10 protein-coding genes are annotated in these 18,513 nt (G+C 70.9%); 8 read left to right on the plus strand and 2 right to left on the minus strand.

The features are described 5' to 3' along the window. Nucleotides 1–6: 6 nt before the first annotated feature. Both IE177_RS10180 and IE177_RS10185 read right to left on the minus strand, forming a co-directional pair. The gene (locus IE177_RS10180) at nucleotides 7–2,673 is read right to left on the minus strand and encodes a phytanoyl-CoA dioxygenase family protein (RefSeq protein WP_190014870.1); all 2,667 of its coding nucleotides are present in this window, start codon (nucleotides 2,671–2,673) and stop codon (nucleotides 7–9) included. After that, complete coding sequence (locus tag IE177_RS10185; protein ID WP_190014871.1) at nucleotides 2,663–4,117, minus strand: aminotransferase class III-fold pyridoxal phosphate-dependent enzyme; 1,455 nt, start codon at nucleotides 4,115–4,117, stop codon at nucleotides 2,663–2,665. Before IE177_RS10185 ends, IE177_RS10180 begins: the two co-directional genes overlap by 11 nt. 1,247 nt (nucleotides 4,118–5,364) lie before the next feature. Here IE177_RS10185 and IE177_RS10190 point away from each other — a divergent pair. The 8 genes from IE177_RS10190 to IE177_RS10225 all read left to right on the plus strand — a co-directional run bounded on the left by IE177_RS10190 (nucleotide 5,365) and on the right by IE177_RS10225 (nucleotide 18,501). Next, entirely contained in the window at nucleotides 5,365–6,843 is a 1,479-nt protein-coding gene (locus IE177_RS10190; RefSeq protein WP_190015111.1) for a sugar transferase, read from the plus strand. Nucleotides 6,844–6,916: 73 nt separating this feature from the next. Beyond that, the gene (locus tag IE177_RS10195) at nucleotides 6,917–8,236 is read left to right on the plus strand and encodes a nucleotide sugar dehydrogenase (RefSeq protein WP_190014872.1); all 1,320 of its coding nucleotides are present in this window, start codon (nucleotides 6,917–6,919) and stop codon (nucleotides 8,234–8,236) included. After that, nucleotides 8,226–9,500 carry a glycosyltransferase family 4 protein gene (locus tag IE177_RS10200; RefSeq protein ID WP_190014873.1) on the plus strand — a complete coding sequence of 425 codons (1,275 nt, stop codon included), beginning with the start codon at nucleotides 8,226–8,228 and terminating at the stop codon, nucleotides 9,498–9,500. Before IE177_RS10195 ends, IE177_RS10200 begins: the two co-directional genes overlap by 11 nt. Continuing rightward, nucleotides 9,490–10,857 (plus strand): Wzz/FepE/Etk N-terminal domain-containing protein, encoded by a 1,368-nt coding sequence (locus tag IE177_RS10205; RefSeq protein WP_190014874.1) that lies wholly within the window; start codon nucleotides 9,490–9,492, stop codon nucleotides 10,855–10,857. The genes IE177_RS10200 and IE177_RS10205 overlap by 11 nt, the downstream gene beginning before the upstream one ends. Next, nucleotides 10,854–12,407, plus strand: coding sequence for a Wzz/FepE/Etk N-terminal domain-containing protein (locus IE177_RS10210; RefSeq protein WP_190014875.1), 1,554 nt, complete (start codon nucleotides 10,854–10,856; stop codon nucleotides 12,405–12,407). The genes IE177_RS10205 and IE177_RS10210 overlap by 4 nt, the downstream gene beginning before the upstream one ends. 3 nt (nucleotides 12,408–12,410) lie before the next feature. After that, complete coding sequence (gene asnB / locus IE177_RS10215; protein ID WP_190014876.1) at nucleotides 12,411–14,336, plus strand: asparagine synthase (glutamine-hydrolyzing); 1,926 nt, start codon at nucleotides 12,411–12,413, stop codon at nucleotides 14,334–14,336. Between the two features lie 23 nt (nucleotides 14,337–14,359). After that, nucleotides 14,360–16,543, plus strand: coding sequence for a bi-domain-containing oxidoreductase (locus IE177_RS10220; RefSeq protein ID WP_190014877.1), 2,184 nt, complete (start codon nucleotides 14,360–14,362; stop codon nucleotides 16,541–16,543). After that, nucleotides 16,540–18,501 carry a heparinase II/III family protein gene (locus IE177_RS10225; protein ID WP_190014878.1) on the plus strand — a complete coding sequence of 654 codons (1,962 nt, stop codon included), beginning with the start codon at nucleotides 16,540–16,542 and terminating at the stop codon, nucleotides 18,499–18,501. Before IE177_RS10220 ends, IE177_RS10225 begins: the two co-directional genes overlap by 4 nt. The last annotated feature ends 12 nt before the right edge of the window (nucleotides 18,502–18,513 follow it).

Below are 18,513 nucleotides of genomic sequence, written 5' to 3' on the forward strand. Positions count from 1 at the left end.
TGCGAATCAGGCATCCGGTCGGGTCGCCTTCCCTGTCTCGTACAAGGTGTCCTCGGCCACTATGTGTGCGAACAGGTCCAGAAGCTGCCGGCACTCCTCCTCCAAGCCTTCATCCCCATGCGCCACGAGCAGTCGATGCGCGCACGCGCACGTGAAGTACAGGTAGGCCGCGGTGGTACGGAGGCGCTGCACTCCGTCGCAACGCCCGAGTGCGTCGCGGAGGTCGCCGAGCAGGGCAGAGCAGTTCGCCGCTGCCTCTTCCCGCGCGGAGGAGGACAGAGCATCGCGCACGCGTTCGGCCATCTCACCGGCAGCGGCCAGGGGATCGCTGTTCTTCCAGAGACACGGCCCGTTTCCTTCCACCGCATGAAGGCGGGTCGTGACTTCGGTGTACTGCTCGTCGTCCAGGGCTGCATCCCGAATTTTCACCAGGGCGATGTCGCGACCGCGGTCGTCCTCGAACCGGGCGGACAGGCGCAGGTCGAGGTCAGCGTTGAGATCCGCGGCCATGACGTCGACCAGGTCGAGCGCATCGCCGGTCCACCGGCGTTTCGTGGCAGCCAGGTCGGGAGTCGACCTGTACTCGGCGCGCAACGCGGCCAGGCGATCCTCGTCCTCGACCGACGTACGCCAGGAAGGGAATCGGCCGCGGTGAGCGGCAGTGCTGTCGCCAGAGGTCGGACCGACGAGGATCGGGTCGGAGAACATGAAGAAGGTTTCAGCGGACTCGCGCGCGAAGTTGAGGGTGAGCACATCACGAGTCCCCGAGAGGTTGCGGTGCCCCGAGTGGATACCGTTCGTGTCGAATACGACGCAGGTTCCGAACGTTCCGTAGCCGAGGAACAGACCGCCGTTCCCGAACTGGACAGCTTCGTCGAGCGTGAACTTCGTCCCTCGCTGCGTCTCGAAGTCCCACTCGACCTTCTGGCTTCCACAGACGTAGCGCAGGGCCTGGCCATCGGGTGCCACATCCGTCAGCAGGACCATGACCTTCAGTTCCTCGAACGGCCCTTTGGTCTTCATGTCCTGGTGATAGTCCCAAGCACGGTATCTGAGCGGCTTGCACGGGCCCTGCCGGTATCCTCGCGCCGACACGAACCGTGACGGGCCGTCGAAGTACCCGTCCAGGATCTCCGTCAGGGCGGGGAGGTGGGCGAGGTCTTTGATCATCTCGACCGTGCCACGCGCGCACTCGTCAACTGCGAGATTGAACGAGAGCTGTTGCAGAGAAGTCGCTTTGCCCTTCTTGCCGATCTCGTCTTCGAAACGTTCACGCAGTCCGAGGAGCAAGCAGTCGTCGACTAGACCACTGACTGCGACGATTCCGTTGTCCCGGAATACGCTCTCCTCGGACACCCCGTGTCGCCCTCGCGTCAGCTCGCCGGTCGGAATGGTACGAACACCCCGTCGCACGGGCGTTTGGTCGTGCCCCAGGATGGACAGCTTCGGACCCCTCTCAAGCACCACAGGCTCGGGAGCGGTGATGTCCGGCGGGTCGACAAGGCAGTGGGCCAGCGCACGGCTTTCGGCGATCGACACGGCCTCGTCACGGCGCCAGGCGTCTCCGTCCAGGGTGGCCAGCAGCAACCGCTCGCGGTAGGTGAGCGCTTGCCAGTCGCGGTGGTCAGCGATCCAACTGTGGTCCCAGTGGCAGATGACCTCTGGCAAGCAGTCGGGCCATAGCTGCGCTCGTTGTCCCGCCCGCACGCAAGCGGGCGGCGGCGCCCCGAACCGGAACGGCTCGTAGGCGAGGCTGGTGGAGGACGCGCCTGCCACCAGAGCGTGCGGCACGTGGTCGAACGTGAGCTCGCCCGCCTCGACGCCACGCTCGACTTCGCGCTCGTGCCCGCAGAAGAGCCCTGCCTCGTGGAACGCGATCGCGAGGTTGTCAGGTCCCCCGGCGAGGCTGAACCGCGCCGTTCCCGTCAACGAAGGGTCGTGTCGGAGATTGCGCAACTGGAAGAAGCGGGGATGTTCGCTGACCGTGCTGGGGTCGACGGACTCGCCGTGGACCGCAGCCAGGAAGCGGCAAGCAGCCTCACGGTAACTGGTCACAAGGGCGGCGATGTTGCGTCTGGCTGTCCGAAAGGGTTTCGACCAGGGGACGCCGGCCGTCACGTCATTGCTGAGGCAGTCGTTGTCCTTGAACCTCGCGAGGATCCCCAACGGGCAGGGTGTACTCGCCGTGGCCGAGCTGAAGGAGTGCGTGAACTCGACGTCCATGTCGGCGCACAGGCCCCGTTCGATCACGAAGGTGAGCAGCCGCGCATAGTCCGACACCACGGAAAGGTTGCCTTTGGCGTCCTCGGGCCTGTAGAAGTGTGCATCGATCTCGGCGTGAATGTGCTCGAGAATGACACGTTCCTCCGCGTCAGCGGCCGGAATCGTGCTCACATCGCACACTTGGATGTCGAGCCGACTCGCGAACTCGAACACCTCCCTGGCGGCGTCCGGCTCGAGAACCCAACCGGCGACGATGAGCAGGATCCGGCCGCCGGCGTTCATCGCTCGCAAGCGAGTGAGCCGGGCGCGGTGCTTCGCCGGGAGGCCGTCGGAGCTGATCCAGATGCGGACTTGGTCCAGGCAGTTCACGGTCAGCGTCTCCGCCGTGTACGCCGCAGCGTCGGTCACCAGGTCGAGGTGATCGGACCGCCCATCGGCGTCAGTGCTCATCACGAAGCCGCAGAATGTCGTCGAACGTCTTCGTCAGTGCGTCCAGAGCGACCGCGGTTTCCTCACCGGTCAGCACGATGCAGGGCTTGAGCAGAACGGCGGTGTCGGCTTGACGGACGTAGACCCCGTGCGTCAGACAGACCTTGGCTGTCGCCGCAGCGAGACGCGTGGATGGCCGACCATCCGCGTCCAAGAGCACCAGACCCCTCACGAGGCCCGCACCTCTTGGCGCACCGATGAGTGTCGGGAAGCGACGGCGGAGCTCGGCGAGCAGCTCGTCGACAAGGGCGACGGCGCGCGGGTACGCGGACGCGAGCAGGCCGTCCCGCAGCTCGGCCGCCAACCCGGACGGGAGCCAGGCAGGCAGCATCTGCCGCTCCGCCCCTTCCAATCCCAAGAGCCGATCCAGAACGGCGTCCACGGCCACGAGCGCCAGCATATTGCCGGAGTTGGACTTGGCGCCGAACGGACTCTCTATCTCCCGGTACTTGCGCCTCGCCACGATGATGGCGAGCGAGCCGTGCCCCGAGGTCAGAGCCTTGCTGATCGCACTGATGTCGGGGCTGACGCCGGTTGTCCCCGCATAGCTGATGGAACCGGTGTATCCGAACGCGTTCTGCATCTCGTCGAAAATGAGGCAGATCGACTTCCGCGTACACACATCCCGTAATCGGCGAAGAAACTCCAGCGGCACCGTGTGCACCGAGTTGCGCCACTGGATCGGCTCGATGATCACGGCAAAGAAGGAGTCGCCGTCTCGTTCGAGCGTCTCGAGGGTCGACAGGGCGCTTGCGCTCAGCTGCTGGGCGTCGCCCGGTTCCGGGGTGGGGAAGAAGATCACGTTGTCGGGCGCATCGGCGAGCAGGCGACCGGGCTGGTGCTCGCTCACCCAGTTCGCGGTCAGGTTCTCCCCGTGGTACGAGCCACGAAAGGTCGCCAGCTTGCGGCGTTCGGGAGTCGAGGCAGCGGCCTTCCAAGCAGCGTGGAGAGCGAGCTCGACGGCGTCGGAGCCATTGCACTGCCGTAAGTTGACCACATAGTCGTCAGGATCATCGATGTCCCGGAAGCAGCCGAGGATCCGTCGCGCTATCCGGTAGGTCAGATCGTGCCCCATCCGGGCGGTCAAGTAATGCGGCTGGGACGAGGCCAGGAACGACGCCTGCTTCAACTTGACCCATGGGTCGTTGATCCCCAGGATCGTGTTCGCGGTCATGGAGCACAGGTCGATAAGGGTGAGGGGAGTGTCCGTGGCAACCACTGTCGCGTCCACCGTCGCGCCCAGACCGGAGTGGACCCAGATGTCCCGTGGAGCAGATCCGGCGGTGAACAGCACGCCGTTGCTGGCGAGTTGTTCCGGCGGCCCGAAGGCCGACCTGGGCCGATCCGGATCCAGACACGTGCCGTCGAGCTCGGACAGAAGTGCGCGGACGTGCGTCAGGTCCATCAGGTGGAATCGCTCTGCACACTCGACGCTCTCGGACGATGCCAGTCCATGTCCTATAGCCACGGGGGCGAGCGTACAGCGGCCTCTCCATGCTGAACAGGTCGCCGAACGGCCGACCGCGTTACCGAACAAACCGGACAACACGCCCTCGCCGCTCGCCGCCGCACACACCACCGCCCGCACCCTTCTCATGGGCCCCCCGCCACCGGCAGCGGCCTCATAGGACAGCGCCTGCGCGACGGAGGCCGGCGGTCGCCAGGCATCTCACCCACATGGACGCCGACGGCGCCCGTGGTCAGTCGCTGGATGAAGTCACGGGCGGCGTCGTCGCCGGGACCGAAGACGGCCACACCGTCGCCGCAGCGCTGCCCACCCGAAAGACGCAGGGTCTCCTAGTAGATCGTCGAGCTTCGCAGGAGCACGGGAGAGTCCGCCACGGGGCCTACCCGGACACCTGGAAGCACCACGCCCCGAGGGGAACCTGTCTGGGGTCAACCTCCGGACCGTACGCGGAACAGCAAGTCGCCATCGGTTCAGCCGCGCGCCGTCTCGCTCGGTCAGCGTCACGCGGTAGTGGTACCACCAGCAGACGAAGAACCTCCTGTGCTCCTACGGCCCGAAGAAGTCCGGGCTCTTCCGGCGTCCGCGGCCGGGTTGCCGTAGGCGCCGTCACCCTCTCCGGGCAACCCGGCCGGCGGTCTCCGTCGCGATGGTCCCGCGCGACTCTGCCGCTGGAGCGTACGACGACGTCCAGGCATCCGTAGACGGTCGGGGATCGGCCGGATTCGTCAGCACAAAGTCCACACATCCCCCTCTCCATACCGGCCCGCATGGTCTACATTGACCATGCTTCAGCTGTTCGGCCACGAGGCGACGAATAGACGATCAATAGGTCCGGCGTCACGGCAAGCCGGCATTCGCGTTCCCGGCGCCAGATGTCGGGCTGATCATTTCTTTGATCACGAGAGGCCTCGGGTGCGGGGAGCACCCGGGGTTCCGACGGATTCCGCGCACCTCGGAATGCGGCAGTACCTGCGAGTCTGCTGTTTACGGGGTGGGTTGCAAGCAGCTTCGAGACAGCCGGGTTGTCATGCGGGAGGTCTTCCGCGGGAGGGGACAGCCGGCCCGGAGCGAGGGGGTGGGGGCTTCCCGAGGGGAGGAGCGGCGTGTGCGAGGGGGGCGGGGGCCTCCCTGGGCGAGGAACAGTGTGGGACGAGCATGTCGAGTCACTGGACCTGGGGGGTTCTGTGCGGCAAGGGGGACTTGTCAGCCCCGTTCCGTCGGCGCGGGGGCGTCTGGCGGACGGGACGATCGGCCGGCCGGCGAGCGACTGGGAGCAGCGGTACCGCCGTGCCGTGATCATCAGCGATACCGTGGCCACCGCCTTCGTGGTGGCGGCGATAGGTGATTTCTTCGGCGCCCGGGACGCGGCCAACTGGCACGAGAAATGGGGGATTCTCGCATTCGGCACCGAGCTGCTGGTGCTGGGGGCGCTCGCGGTGGGCCGGGCGTGGGCGCCGGCTGTTCTCGGCCAGGGTGCGGAGGAATTCCGCCGGCTCGGTCGCTCGTTGTTCGCGGCGACCGTCGTACTGGCGCTCGGCGGTATAGCGCTCACTTCGCGCAACATAAAGCTCTGGATCTTCGTCGCGATACCGGCGGTCGCGCTGGTCACGATGCCCGCGCGGTATCTGCTGCGCCTCTGGCTGCACAGGCAGCGCAAGGAGGGACGGTGCCTGCGGCCGGTGCTCGCCGCCGGGAGCCCGGCCACCGTGCGCGACCTGATCACCCGGACCCGCAAGTTCCCCCACCTCGGCTGGCGGGTGGACGCGGTGTGCACGCCGGACGGTCTCGGGCCGGACGGTGACCGGCTGGAAGGGGTGCCGGTCGTCGGCCGGCTGACGGACGTGGCCGGCCACGCGCACCGCGACGGTTACCGGGTCGTCGCGGTCACACCGGACCAGCACTGGTCCCCGGACCGGCTGCAGCGGCTGGCCTGGAGCTTGGAGGGCAGCGACGCGGAGATGGTCGTCGCCCCCGTGCTGATGGAGGTGGCCGGGCCCCGGCTGCACGTCGACGCGGTGCTCGGGATCCCGCTGCTGCGGGTCAGCATGCCGGCCTTCACCGGGGGCCGCCGGGCGATCAAGGCGGTCGTCGACCGGATGGGCGCGGCGATCCTGCTGGTGCTGTTCGCGCCGCTGATGGTGTTCGTCGGCCTGCTCGTGGTGGCGGACAGCCGGGGCGGGGCGTTCTACCGCCAGCGCAGGGTCGGGAAGGACGGCCGCGAGTTCACCATCCTCAAGTTCCGCACCATGGTCGCCGGGGCCGACCTGGCACGGGCGGAGCTGGCGGACCGCAACGAGGGCGCCGGCCTGCTGTTCAAGCTGCGCCGGGATCCGCGGGTGACCCGGGTGGGAGCGGTGCTGCGCCGGTACTCGATCGACGAACTCCCGCAGCTCCTCAACGTGCTCACCGGATCCATGTCGCTGGTCGGTCCGCGGCCTCCGTTACCGGAGGAGTCCGCCGCCTACGGCCCGGACATCCGGCGCCGTCTGCTGGTCAAGCCCGGACTCACCGGCCTGTGGCAGATCAGCGGACGCAGCGACCTGCCGTGGGAGGAAGCGGTGCGGCTGGACCTGCGGTACGTGGAGGACTGGTCGCTCGCCCTGGACACAGTGATCTTGTGGAAGACGCTGCGCGCGGTGTTCTACGGGCAGGGGGCCTACTGATGCGCGGGAACGGCCGTCCGGCCGGCGCGCGGACCGCAGGCCGCGACGGCCTGCCCTGGGGGAGGAACGGGACATGAGAGTCAGCGTTTTCGGGCTCGGCTACGTGGGCTGCGTGTCCGCCGCGTGCCTGGCCAGCATGGGTCACGAGGTCATCGGCGTGGACGTGAACCAGGTGAAGGTCGACCTGGTCAACGACGGCAAGGCGCCGGTGGTCGAGGAGCGTATCGGCGAGCTCGTCGCCGACGTCGTGCGGACCGGGGCCTTACGCGCCACTGACGACGTCCGCGAGGCGATCACGGGCAGCGAGGTGTCGCTGGTCTGCGTGGGCACACCGTCGGAGGCCAACGGCAGCCTGTGCACCACGTACTTGGAGCGGGTCACCGAGCAGATCGGCGCCGCACTGGCCGAGCGGGGCGGGCGGCACACCGTCGTCTTCCGCAGCACCATGCTCCCGGGCACCTGCCTGAACCTGCTGGTCCCCATCCTGGAGAAGTACGTCGGCGGCACGGCCGGTGTGGACATCGGGGTCGCGGTCAACCCGGAGTTCCTGCGTGAGGGCACGAGCGTCCGCGACTTCTTCGACCCGCCCAAGACCGTCGTCGGCGAGCTCGACCCGGCCAGCGGCGACGCGGTGATGGCGCTGTACGAGGGCCTGCCCGGCGAGGTGTTCCGGGTGCCGGTCCCGACGGCGGAGGCGATCAAGTACGCGGACAACGCGTTCCACGGACTCAAGATCGGCTTCGCGAACGAGCTGGGCGCGGTGTGCCAGGCGCTCGGGGTGGACTCGCACCAGGTGATGGACGTGTTCCTGGCCGACCGCAAGCTGAACATCAGCCCCGCCTACCTGCGGCCCGGCTTCGCCTTCGGCGGCTCCTGCCTGCCGAAGGACCTGCGCAGCCTGGTCCACGCGGCGCAGCGCGCCGACATCTCGGTGCCCATCCTCTCCCATGTGCTGCCCTCCAACTCCGACCACCTGCAACGCGCGGTGGAGCTGGTCGAGCGCACCGGCAAGCGCCGGGTGGGCCTGTTCGGGCTGTCCTTCAAACCCGGCACCGACGACCTCCGCGAGAGCCCGCTCGTCGAACTGGCGGAAAGGCTCTTCGGCAAGGGGTACGACCTGCGGATCCACGACGCCAACGTGAGCCTCTCGCGGCTGCTCGGCGCCAACCGCGAGTACATCGAGACCCGGCTGCCGCACCTCGCACAGCTGCTCGCGGACTCCGTCGAGGAGGTCCTCGACCACGCCGAGGTGTGCCTGGTCGGGACCAAGGATCCGGCCGTGCTGTCGGCGCTCCCGCACGGGGGCGGCGGTCCGCTGATCGTCGACCTCATCCGCCTTCCCGACGCCGAGGCGCGCCGGGCCGAACCGGGGTACGTGGGCCTTGCCTGGTGAGACGACCAGCGGCGACCGCAGAAGACGGCGCGCGCTGATCCTGGTGGAGAACCTGTCGGTGCCGTTCGACCGGCGGGTGTGGCAGGAGTGCACGACCCTGCGCGACGCCGGCTGGACGGTGCACGTCATCTGTCCCAAGGGGAGCAAGCGGGACACGGAGTCCGAGGCGGAGATCGACGGGGTGCTGATCCACCGCTACCCGCTGCGCGCGGCCACCGGAGGGCCGGCCGGCTACCTGCGGGAGTACGGATCGGCGTTGTGGCACACGCTCCGGCTGGCCCGGAAGGTCGGTCCGGTCGACGTGGTCCACGCCTGCAACCCGCCCGACCTGCTGTTCCTGCCGGCACTGTGGCTGAAGCGGCAGGGTGCGCGGTTCGTCTTCGACCAGCACGACCTGGTACCCGAGCTGTACCTCTCCCGGTTCGGCCGCGGCAGGGACCTGCTCTACCGCGGCGTGTGCGCCCTGGAGCGGATGACGTACCGGGCCGCGGACGTCGTACTCGCCACGAACGAGAGCTACCGGGAGACCGCGGTGCGCCGTGGTGGCCGGCGGCCCGAGGACGTCTTCGTGGTGCGCAGCGCACCCGACGTCGACCGGTTCCACCCCGTACCGCCCGAGCCGGAGCTGAGGCGCGGCAAGCCCCATCTGCTGTGCTACCTCGGCGTCATGGGCCCGCAGGACGGCGTCGACTACGCGTTGCGGGCCCTGGCGAAGCTGCGCGACGAGGTCGGACGGACCGACTGGCACGCGGTGTTCATCGGCGGCGGGGACACCTTCGACGCGATGGTGGAGCTGTCCCGGCGGCTCGGGCTTTCCGAGCAGGTGCAGTTCACCGGGCGCGTTCCGGACGCCGACCTGGTGCGCTACCTGTCCACCGCGGACGTGTGCCTCTCCCCCGATCCGCACAATCCGCTCAACGACGTGTCGACCATGAACAAGGTCCTGGAGTACATGGTGATGGGCCGGCCGCTCGTCTCGTTCGACCTCCGGGAGGCGCGCGTGTCCGCGGGTGACGCCGCCGTCTACGCGTCCGCCAACGACGAGGCGGAGTTCGCGAAGCTCATCGCGCTGCTGCTGGACGATCCGGAGAAGCGGGCCCTGATGGGCAGGATCGGCCAGGAGCGGATCAGCGGGCCGCTCTCCTGGCGGAACTCCCAGCGGTCACTGCTCGCCGCCTACGCCGCCGCCTGCGGCGACCGCACCCCGGCGCCGGCGGGCACCCCCGACCGTGCACAGGGCGGGGGCCGCACCGTTGAACGATGACACGATACGCCTGGTGACGATCGGGCGGATCGTCCGTCGGCGCTGGCGGCTTCTCACCGTCCTCGCCCTCGTGGGCGCGCTCGTCGGGTACGGCACCTCACTGCTGTTCCCGCCGCGCTACACGACGTCGGCGTCGGTGCTGCTACCGGGGGCATGGGAGGATCGCGAGCTGCTGACCCAGGTCGAGATAGCGACCAGTTCGGCGGTGGTCGACAAGGCGGCCGACACGATCCACTGGCCCGGGGTCGGCAAGAGCGAGCTGCGCGACCGGGTGAGCGCCAAGGCCGCCGACGGGAACATCATCAAGATCTCGGGCACGGCGGACACCCCGGAGCGCGCGCAGCAGCTCTCCGACCAGGTGGCCCGGCAGTTCGTCACGTTCGCAGCGCGCGTGGTGGACGGCAACGCCGACCCCGAGGCGGCGGAGCAGCGCGAGGCACTGCAGCAGACGGTGGTGCGGACCAGCCGCCGCATCACCGAGCTGGCCGACGCGGCCGACCCCGGGCGGACCGTGGAGGGCGTGCAGGCCCGCACCGAGCTCGAGAAGCTGCGCACCACGCTGCAGCAGGCCATGACCAAGCTGGACCAGTCCGATCCGGCCGCCGGCAGGGCCAACATGGTCGTCATGGGGCCGGCGGCCCGGCCGACGGGCGAGGCACCGCCGACCAGGCTCCAGCTCGTCGCCGCCGGGACGGTGCTGTTCTTCCTGCTCGGCGTCATCGGCCACCTCACCGCGGCCCGGATGAGCCGCCGGCTGCGCACCCAGCCGGAGATCGCCGCGGCACTCGGCTCGGCACTGCTGGGCACCGTCGACGTACCCGTCGAACGGCCCTCGCACGGGCCGGGGGGCCCTGGCCCGCGGGCCCGGATCCGGCGGCTGCTCGGGCTCGACGTCCGGTGGGACGTACCGGCGCCGCGGGTGTCCGGCGACGAGGCGGGCCGGCAGACGCGTTACCGGCGGGTGTGCGCCCGTCTCCGTGACCGGCTGCCCTCCCCGCACCGCGTGCTGCTCGTCGTCCCGGACGGCGACGAGATCGCCCGCCGGGCCGCCCGGCAGCTCGTCGTCGAAGCAGGGAGCGATCCGCTGCTGCGGGTCGTGGAGGTCGCGGTGTCCCGGCCGACGGTGCCGGACCGCGACGACGAGTGCGGTGCCCTGGTCGTGCTCAGCGGGGGGCGCTGGACCGAGGGGGAACTCGAGGGCGTCGCCGAGGCGTGCGCGGACGCCGGGCACGAGGTCGTCGGCGTCGTCCTCGCCGGCCTGGTCCGGGCACTTCCGGCACGGTCCGCGGACCGTCCCCGGGAGGCCGCCGCGCCGGTGCTCGCGGTCGGCCACGACGCGAAGGGGAGTTCACGGTGACGACGAGTACGGCTTCGGAGTCGCCGGCCACCGCTCCGCTGCTGGACCTCCAGGCGCTCGTGGTGGCGGTGCGCAGACGGCGCCGTTTCTGGTGCTCCGTCGGTCTGCTGGGGCTGCTCGTGGGCGCGGCGGTGGCGGTGCTGCTGCCGGCGCCGCCGACCGCGGTGGCCAAGGTGCTGGTCGCGCATCAGGAGGACCAGCCGAACGACCCCGGGACGCTGATCCGCACCGATGCCGCGCTGCTGCAGACCACGCGGATCGCGGAACGGGCCCTGAAGTCCCTCCACTCCCCGGAGGAGCCGGAGGACTTCATGGGGGACTACTCGGGCATCGGCCTGACCAACAACGTGCTGCAGATCACGGTGACGGGTGACAGCGACGCGGACGCGGAGGCCCGCGCCAAGGCGCTGGCCGACGCGTTCGTCGCGGACCACGTGCAGCGGGTCCAGCATGCCGCGGACGCCGAGGCGCAGGCATTGCTGGACCAGCGTGACCGCATGAAGGGCGAACTCGCCAAGGTCGACAAGTCGATCGGGGAGGGATCGTCGCAGAACGGGCCGACGGCGTCGGCGGACCTGGAGTCGCTGTTCGCCCGCCGCGCCGAACTCACCTCGCGGATAACCGACTTCGGCCAGCGCGCCGCCGATGCGCGCATCGGCACGCCCCGGCTCGTCGCCGGCACGCAGATCGTGGACACCCCGAGGGCGGTGCGGCACTCCCTGCCCAGGACCACCGCCACCGACGCCGCGGTCGGACTCGTCCTCGGGCTCGTCCTAGGGCTCGCGGCGGCCGCGGTCGGCTCGGTGGTGGCGGACCGCCCCATACTGCGACGGGAGATCGCGTCGAACCTCGGCGCCTCGGTCATCGCCGAGCTGCCCCGCCGCAGGGGCAGGCTCTGGCGGCGCCGGCGGGTCCGGGCGGCACACGAACGGCTCACCGCGTCCCTGGCCCGCACCGCGCGCGGGTCCGCGGAACCGGTGTCGCTCCTGGAGCTGGGCTGCGCGCGCAGCGCGAGCGTGATCGCCCTGGACCTCGCCAGGGCGCTGGCGGCGGACGGACCGGTGGTCGTCGTCGACGCCCTGCCCGGCCCGCAGTTGTCCGGGCGCCGCCCGAAGCCGGGAGACCCGACCGTGGTCAGCGGCGCGCGTGCCACGGTCGTGCCGCATCAGGAACGCCGGCTCGGCGTCGGCTCGGTGGCGCCCGGCACGGCCTGGAGCGATCTGCAGCACCTCGGCACCCGGACCGTGCTCGTCGTGCGTGCCGGGCACGGCAGCGCCGCGTGGCTGCACACCGTGGCGCGGCAGCTCACGGACCAGCACATCACGGTGATCGGCGTGGTGCTGATCGACCCCGATCCACGCGACCGGACCGACGGCACGCTGTGGGACGGACCGGACACGCCGCCGCGCGGCCGGCACGAGCGGCCGGCACGGCAGCACGGTGGGGGCACCTCCCACGCCGTATCGGCAGTGGGAGAGACCCGGCTGCGGGCCGAGCAGCCGCCGGTGCGGGCGGCACGGGTACCGGACAGCGACCAGGAGGCACGGTAGGACATGTGCGGCATCGCAGGCACGTACCGGTGGCCGGACGGGAAGGCGGTGGCCGACCGGCTCACCGAGACCCTCGCCCACCGCGGCCCGGACGGGGCCGGCCGGTACAGCCACCCCGCCGGTGACGGTGAAGTGCACCTAGGGCACCGCCGGCTGGCCATCATCGACCTGTCCGACACCGGCGCCCAGCCGATGGTCTCGGACGGCCTCGTCCTGACGTACAACGGCGAGCTGTACAACGCGCCGGAGCTGCGCGCCGAGCTGGCGGCGGCCGGCGTGCGTTTCCGCGGGACCTCCGACACCGAGGTGCTGCTGGAGGCCTGGCGGCGCTGGGGCACGGACTGCCTGCCCCGGCTGCGCGGCATGTTCGCGTTCGGGATCTTCGACGAGCGCACCGGTGAACTGGTGCTCGCCCGCGACCAGCTCGGTGTCAAACCGCTGTTCCTGCTCCGGCGCGGCGGGGGTCTGGTCTTCGCCTCCGAGCTCAAGGCGCTCGCCGCCGTGACGGGCGGGTCGCTGGAGGTGGACCACGCGGCACTGGTGGCCTCGCTGCTGTACTACTGGGTGCCGGACTCACGGTGCGCGTTCCGCGAGGCGGAGAAGCTGCCGCCGGGGAGCTGGGTCCGGTTCCGGCCCGACGGCCGGGTGGAGCGCGGCCGTTACTGGAACCTCCGGGACGTCGCCGCCGAGGCCCAGGAGCGGGCCCGGGCCGGCGAGCGGCCGGATGTCGCCGCCGTCGTCGAGGAGTCGACCCGGCGCCACCTGCTCTCCGACGTACCCGTGGCGACCTTCCTCTCCGGCGGCCTGGACTCCAGCTATCTGACCGCGCTGGCGGCCCGCGACCGGCCCGGGATCTCCGCCTACACGATCGGGTTCCGTGCCGAGGACGCGAGGTTCGAGGCGATGCCGGACGACCTGCGCTACGCCCGGCAGGTGGCCGAGCGGTTCGGCGTCGACCTGCACGAGATCGAGATCGCCCCGAACGTGCTCGACCTGTTACCGCGGATGACGTACCACCTGGACGAGCCGATCGGCGATCCCGCCGCGATCAACACATTCCTGATCTGCTCGGCCGCCCGGGAGGCCGGGGTCAAGGTCATGCTTTCCGGGATGGGCGCCGACGAACTGTTCGCCGGATACCGCAAGCACCTGGCCAACCTGATCGCGCTGCGCTACCAGCGCGTCCCACGGCCCCTGCGGCGCGGTCTGTCCAGGGTCGTGGACCGGCTGCCGGTCGCCACGGCCCGCCGGGGGTATCGGTCGGTGCGGTTCGCGAAGCGGTTCCTCTCCTTCGCCGATCTGCCGGAGGAGACCGCGTTCCGGCGCAGCTACACCATGTACGACCGGGACGAGCTGCTCGCCCTGGTCGATCCGGACCTGGCCGAGGCGGTCGAGGACGTGCTGACCGAGCACGCGGACGTCTACCAGGACAACGGCCTCGACGACTTCGTCAACCGCATGTGCCTGGGCGACGCCCGGATGTTCCTGCCGGGACTGAACCTCGCCTACACGGACCGGTCGAGCATGGCCGCGTCGACCGAGGTGCGGGTGCCGTACGTGGACGTCGAGGTGGTCAAGGCGGCGTTCACCGTGCCGGGCGACCGCAAGATCGTCGGCCGGCAGGGCAAGGCCGTCCTCAAGGAGGCGGCGGCCTCCGTCCTGCCCCGGGAGATCGTGTACCGGCCCAAGGGCCTGTTCAGCGCCCCGCTGCGCGCCTGGATGAGCCGGGATCTGGCGCCGCTGGTGCGTGAGGTGGTGCACGACGGCGTGCTCGTCGGTTCGGGGCTCCTGCGCCGCGACGCCCTGTCGCGCATGGTCGCCGAGGACGCCGCCGGGCAACGGGACTTCTCCAAGCATCTGTGGCATGTGCTGACCCTCGAGTACTGGTACCGCGCGTCGGCCTCCGGGTCCGGCCGGCACGCTCCCTGACGGCGTAGAGACAAGAGGATTTCGTGAAACAGGTCGTACAGAACTACAAGAGCGGCGAACTGGCGCTGCTCGACGTGCCGGTGCCGGGGTGCAAGCCGGGTGGTGTGCTGGTCCGGAGCGCCTACTCGCTGATATCCACCGGGACCGAGCTCATGAAGGTCTCCGAGGCCGGCATGTCGATGCTGGGCAAGGCCCGCTCCCGGCCGGACCAGGTGGCCAAGGTCGTGCAGAGCGTGGCCACCAACGGGGTGCCCGCCACCTACCGCAAGGTGATGGGCAAGCTGGACTCCTACACACCGCTGGGCTACTCGCTGTGCGGGGTGGTCGAGCAGGTCGGCGCCGGGATCGACGACGTGGCGGTGGGCGACCTCGTGGCCTGCGCCGGCAACGAGCACGCGTTGCACGCCGAGCTGAACTGGGTGCCGAAGAACCTCTACGCCCCCGTACCGGACGGCCTCGCGCCGCGGCACGCGGCCTTCGGCACCGTCGGGTCGATCGCGTTGCAGGGCGTCCGCCGCGGTGAGCCACAGCTCGGCGAAGTGGCGCTGGTCGTCGGACTCGGGCTGATCGGGCAGCTGGTGGTGCAGCTCCTCGCCGCTTCGGGGGTCCGCGTCGTGGGGGCCGACCCCGACCCGGCGCGCTGCGAGCTCGCCGAGCGTCTGGGCGCCGCGGCCTGCGGGGATCCCGCCTCGGCGGCCGTGGAGTCGGCCGTCGCCGAACTGACCGGCGGTCACGGCGTGGACCAGGTGTATTTGGCGGCCGGCGGCGGCAGCAACGAGCCCGTCGAGCTGGCCGCGCGGCTGAGCCGGGACCGCGGCCGGGTCGTCGACATCGGCAAGTGCCGTCTGGACCTGCCGTGGAACGCGTACTACGAGAAGGAGCTGGACGTACGGTTCTCCCGCAGCTACGGCCCCGGGCGCTACGACCCGGAGTACGAACTCGAGGGGCGGGACTACCCGATCGGCTACGTGCGCTGGACCGAGCGGCGCAACCTGGCGTGCTTCCTCGATCTCGTCGCCCGCGGCGGCGTCGACGTGGAGCCCCTGGTCTCCCACGTCGCCGACTTCGGCGACGCGGTCGAGACGTACCGGAGCCTGAAGGACGGCGGGCTGAAGGCCGTGGCCGTGCTGTTCCGGTATCCCGGGCCCGCCGCCGGGGCGCAGGCTCCGGTGGTGGCCGTGCCCGAGGTGAAGCGGCCCGGCGGACCGGCGACCGCACCGGTGCGGGCCGCCAGGACGCCGGTGCGGCTGGCGTTCGTCGGCGCGGGAAACTACGCGACGTCGATGCTGCTGCCGCACCTGGCGCAGCGTGAGGGCGTCGAGCTCTCGACGGTCGTCACCACGACGGCGCTGTCCGCGGCCAACGCACAGCGGAAGTTCGGCTTCGCCGAGGCGACCACCGATCTCGACGCGGTGCTCGGTGACAAGTCCATCGACGCGGTGTTCGTGGTCACCCGGCACAGCTCGCACGCCGAACTGACCCGGCAGGCGCTGCTGGCCGGCAAGACGGTGTTCGTGGAGAAGCCACTGGCGCTCACCGAGGAGGAACTGGCCGGCGTGCTCGCGGCGGTCGAGGAGTCCGGCAACGACCGGCTGCAGGTGGGCTTCAACCGGCGGTTCGCGCCGCTGCTGCGGGAGGCGAAGGAGCGGTTCGGGGCCAGGACCGGTCCGGCGAGCCTGCGCTACCTGGTCAACGCGGGCCGGCTGGCGCAGGGCAGCTGGTACCTCCAGCAGGACACCGAGGGCTCCCGGTTCGCCGGCGAGGGCGGGCACTTCATCGACACGGCGAGCTGGCTGCTCGACGCCGATCCGGTCTCGGCGTACGCGGTCGCCACGTCCGGCAAGGAGGACCTGCAGGTCGTCCTGCGCTACCCGGACGGGTCCACCGCCACCATCAGCTACGTCACCACCGGCGCGCCCGGCTTCCCCAAGGAGACGCTGGACCTGGTCGCGGACGGCAAGGTGCTGCGGCTCGACGACTTCGTCCGTGCCTCGGTGTACGGCCGGAAGCGGTGGGTCAGCTCGCGGCTGCCCAAGGCCCGGGACAAGGGCCAGCCCGCCGAACTGGCCGCCTTCGTCAGGGCCGTGCGCACGGGCGGTCCGATGCCGGTGCCGCTGGAATCTCTGGTCGCCACCACGGCGGCCACCCTCGCGGTGCAGGCCGGTCTGGCCGGCGGGGCGCCGGTGACGTTGGCGAGGCCCCGATGACCATGAGCGCGGGCTGGTACCTGCGGCGGCTGTCCCGGATGGGACCGCGGGAGATCGGCGGCCGGGCGGGCGACGCGGTGCGCAGGCGGCGGTGGCGGTCGGCGCTGCCGGACCGCCCGCACGTGACCGGCGCCCGGTTCACCGCCGTACTGCCCGCCGGGGCGATCGACGCTGTGCCGCCGGACGCCGCGAAACGCCTCGTCGCCGAGGCGGACCGGCTGATGGACGGGCACGCCGAGTTCTTCGGGGTGCGCCGCGACGACCTCATCGACCCGGACTGGTCGTACGACCCGAAGACCGGGCGCCGGGCACCGCTGGTGTACGCCTTCGACGTGCCCTACCGGGACGAGAACGCGGTCGGCGACGTCAAGCAGATCTGGGAGCCGTCCCGGCACCAGTACCTCACGGTGCTGTCCGCCGCGTACGCGGTCACCGGCGACGAGCGGTACGCCGAGCGGGTGGCCGCGCACCTGCGGTCGTGGTGGGCGGTCAACGAGCCGCTGCGCGGGGTGCACTGGACCAGCGGTATCGAGCTGGGGATCCGGCTGCTGTCCTGGGTGTGGATCCGCCGGCTGCTCGACGGCTGGCCGTCAGTGTCCGCCCTGTTCGAGGACAACCCGGTGGCGCACCACCAGATCTGGCACCACCAGCGCTGGCTGGCGGCCTTCCCCAGCCGGGGCTCCTCGGCGAACAACCACGTCGTCGCGGAGGCCGCCGGGCAGTTCGCCGCGGCCTGCGCGTTCGGCTGGTTCCCCTCCTCGGCACGCTGGCGGGCCGACGCGCTGCGGTCGCTGGAGCGCCATCTGCGCGGCAACACCTTCGGTTCCGGCCTCAACCGCGAGCTGGCCACCGAGTACCACGGACTGGTGCTGGAGCTCGGCCTGGCCGCGGTGGCCGAGGCGGACGCCGCGGGCGTGCCGGTCCCCGCGACGGTCCGGCTGGTGCTGCTGCGGATGACCGACGCGCTCGCGGCCGTGGTGGACAACCGGCTGCGCCCGCCCCGCCAGGGCGACGCCGACGACGGGCACGGGCTGGTCGTGGACGGCCCGGACACCGACCGCTGGGGCTCCCTGCTGGCCACCGGGGACGCCGTGTCCGGCCGGCTCGCCTGGTGGCCGGAGGTGACCGGCACCGATGTGCGCACCCCGCTGCTGGCCGCGCTCATCCGGCCGTACCCGGCAGCGGGAAGCGCACCGGCCGTGTCCCGCCCGGCGGGGCGGCCGGCCCACTTCGCCGACGCGGGCATGACCGTCCTGCGCGGCCCGGAGGAGATCTGGGTTCGCTGCGACGGTGGTCCGCACGGGTTCCTGTCCATCGCCGCGCACGCCCACGCGGACGCGCTGTCCGTCGAGGTCCGGCACGACGGTGTCGACGTGCTCGCCGACCCGGGGACGTTCTGCTACCACGGGCAGCGCGAGTGGCGGCGGTACTTCCGCTCCACCCTCGGCCACAACACCCTGGAACTGGACGGCGCCGACCAGTCCGTCTCCGGCGGCCCGTTCCTGTGGACCCGGCACGCCCGCAGCCGCGTCCTCCGCGCGGACACCTCCGGCGAGGGCGTCGCCCGCTGGTGCGCCGAGCACGACGGCTACCAGCGCTCGGTCCACCGCCGCCTGGTGGAACTCGACCCTGGGGAAGGCGAGTTGAAGGTCGTCGACGAGGTGCGCGGTCCGCGCGGGGCCGCCGTGCGCCTGGCGTTCCACCTCGGCCCCGCGATCACCGCGGACCTGGTGGGGAACCGGGCACGGCTCACCTGGACCCGGGACGGCGAGGACCGCTGCGCACAGCTCGACCTGCCCGGGCAGCTGACCTGGCGGGCGCATCGCGGCGAGACGGACCCGCCCCTGGGCTGGTACTCCGCCGGCTTCGGGCGCAAGGAACCCACCACCACGCTGGTCGGCACCGGCGTCACCGACGGCGAGCAGGGGTTCATCACCGTACTCCGGTTCCACGGCTAGGGAGGAAGGACG

It is taken from the genome of Streptomyces lucensis JCM 4490, assembly GCF_014650035.1.
Classification (GTDB): Bacteria; Actinomycetota; Actinomycetes; order Streptomycetales; family Streptomycetaceae; genus Streptomyces; species Streptomyces lucensis.

Coding starts and splice junctions, on each gene's coding strand:
- IE177_RS10180 (WP_190014870.1), bottom strand. CDS start 2,673: ATGAGCACTGACGCCGATGGGCGGTCCGATCACCTCGACCTGGTGACC.
- IE177_RS10185 (WP_190014871.1), bottom strand. CDS start 4,117: ATGGACCTGACGCACGTCCGCGCACTTCTGTCCGAGCTCGACGGCACG.
- IE177_RS10195 (WP_190014872.1), top strand. CDS start 6,917: ATGAGAGTCAGCGTTTTCGGGCTCGGCTACGTGGGCTGCGTGTCCGCC.
- asnB (WP_190014876.1), top strand. CDS start 12,411: ATGTGCGGCATCGCAGGCACGTACCGGTGGCCGGACGGGAAGGCGGTG.
- IE177_RS10225 (WP_190014878.1), top strand. CDS start 16,540: ATGACCATGAGCGCGGGCTGGTACCTGCGGCGGCTGTCCCGGATGGGA.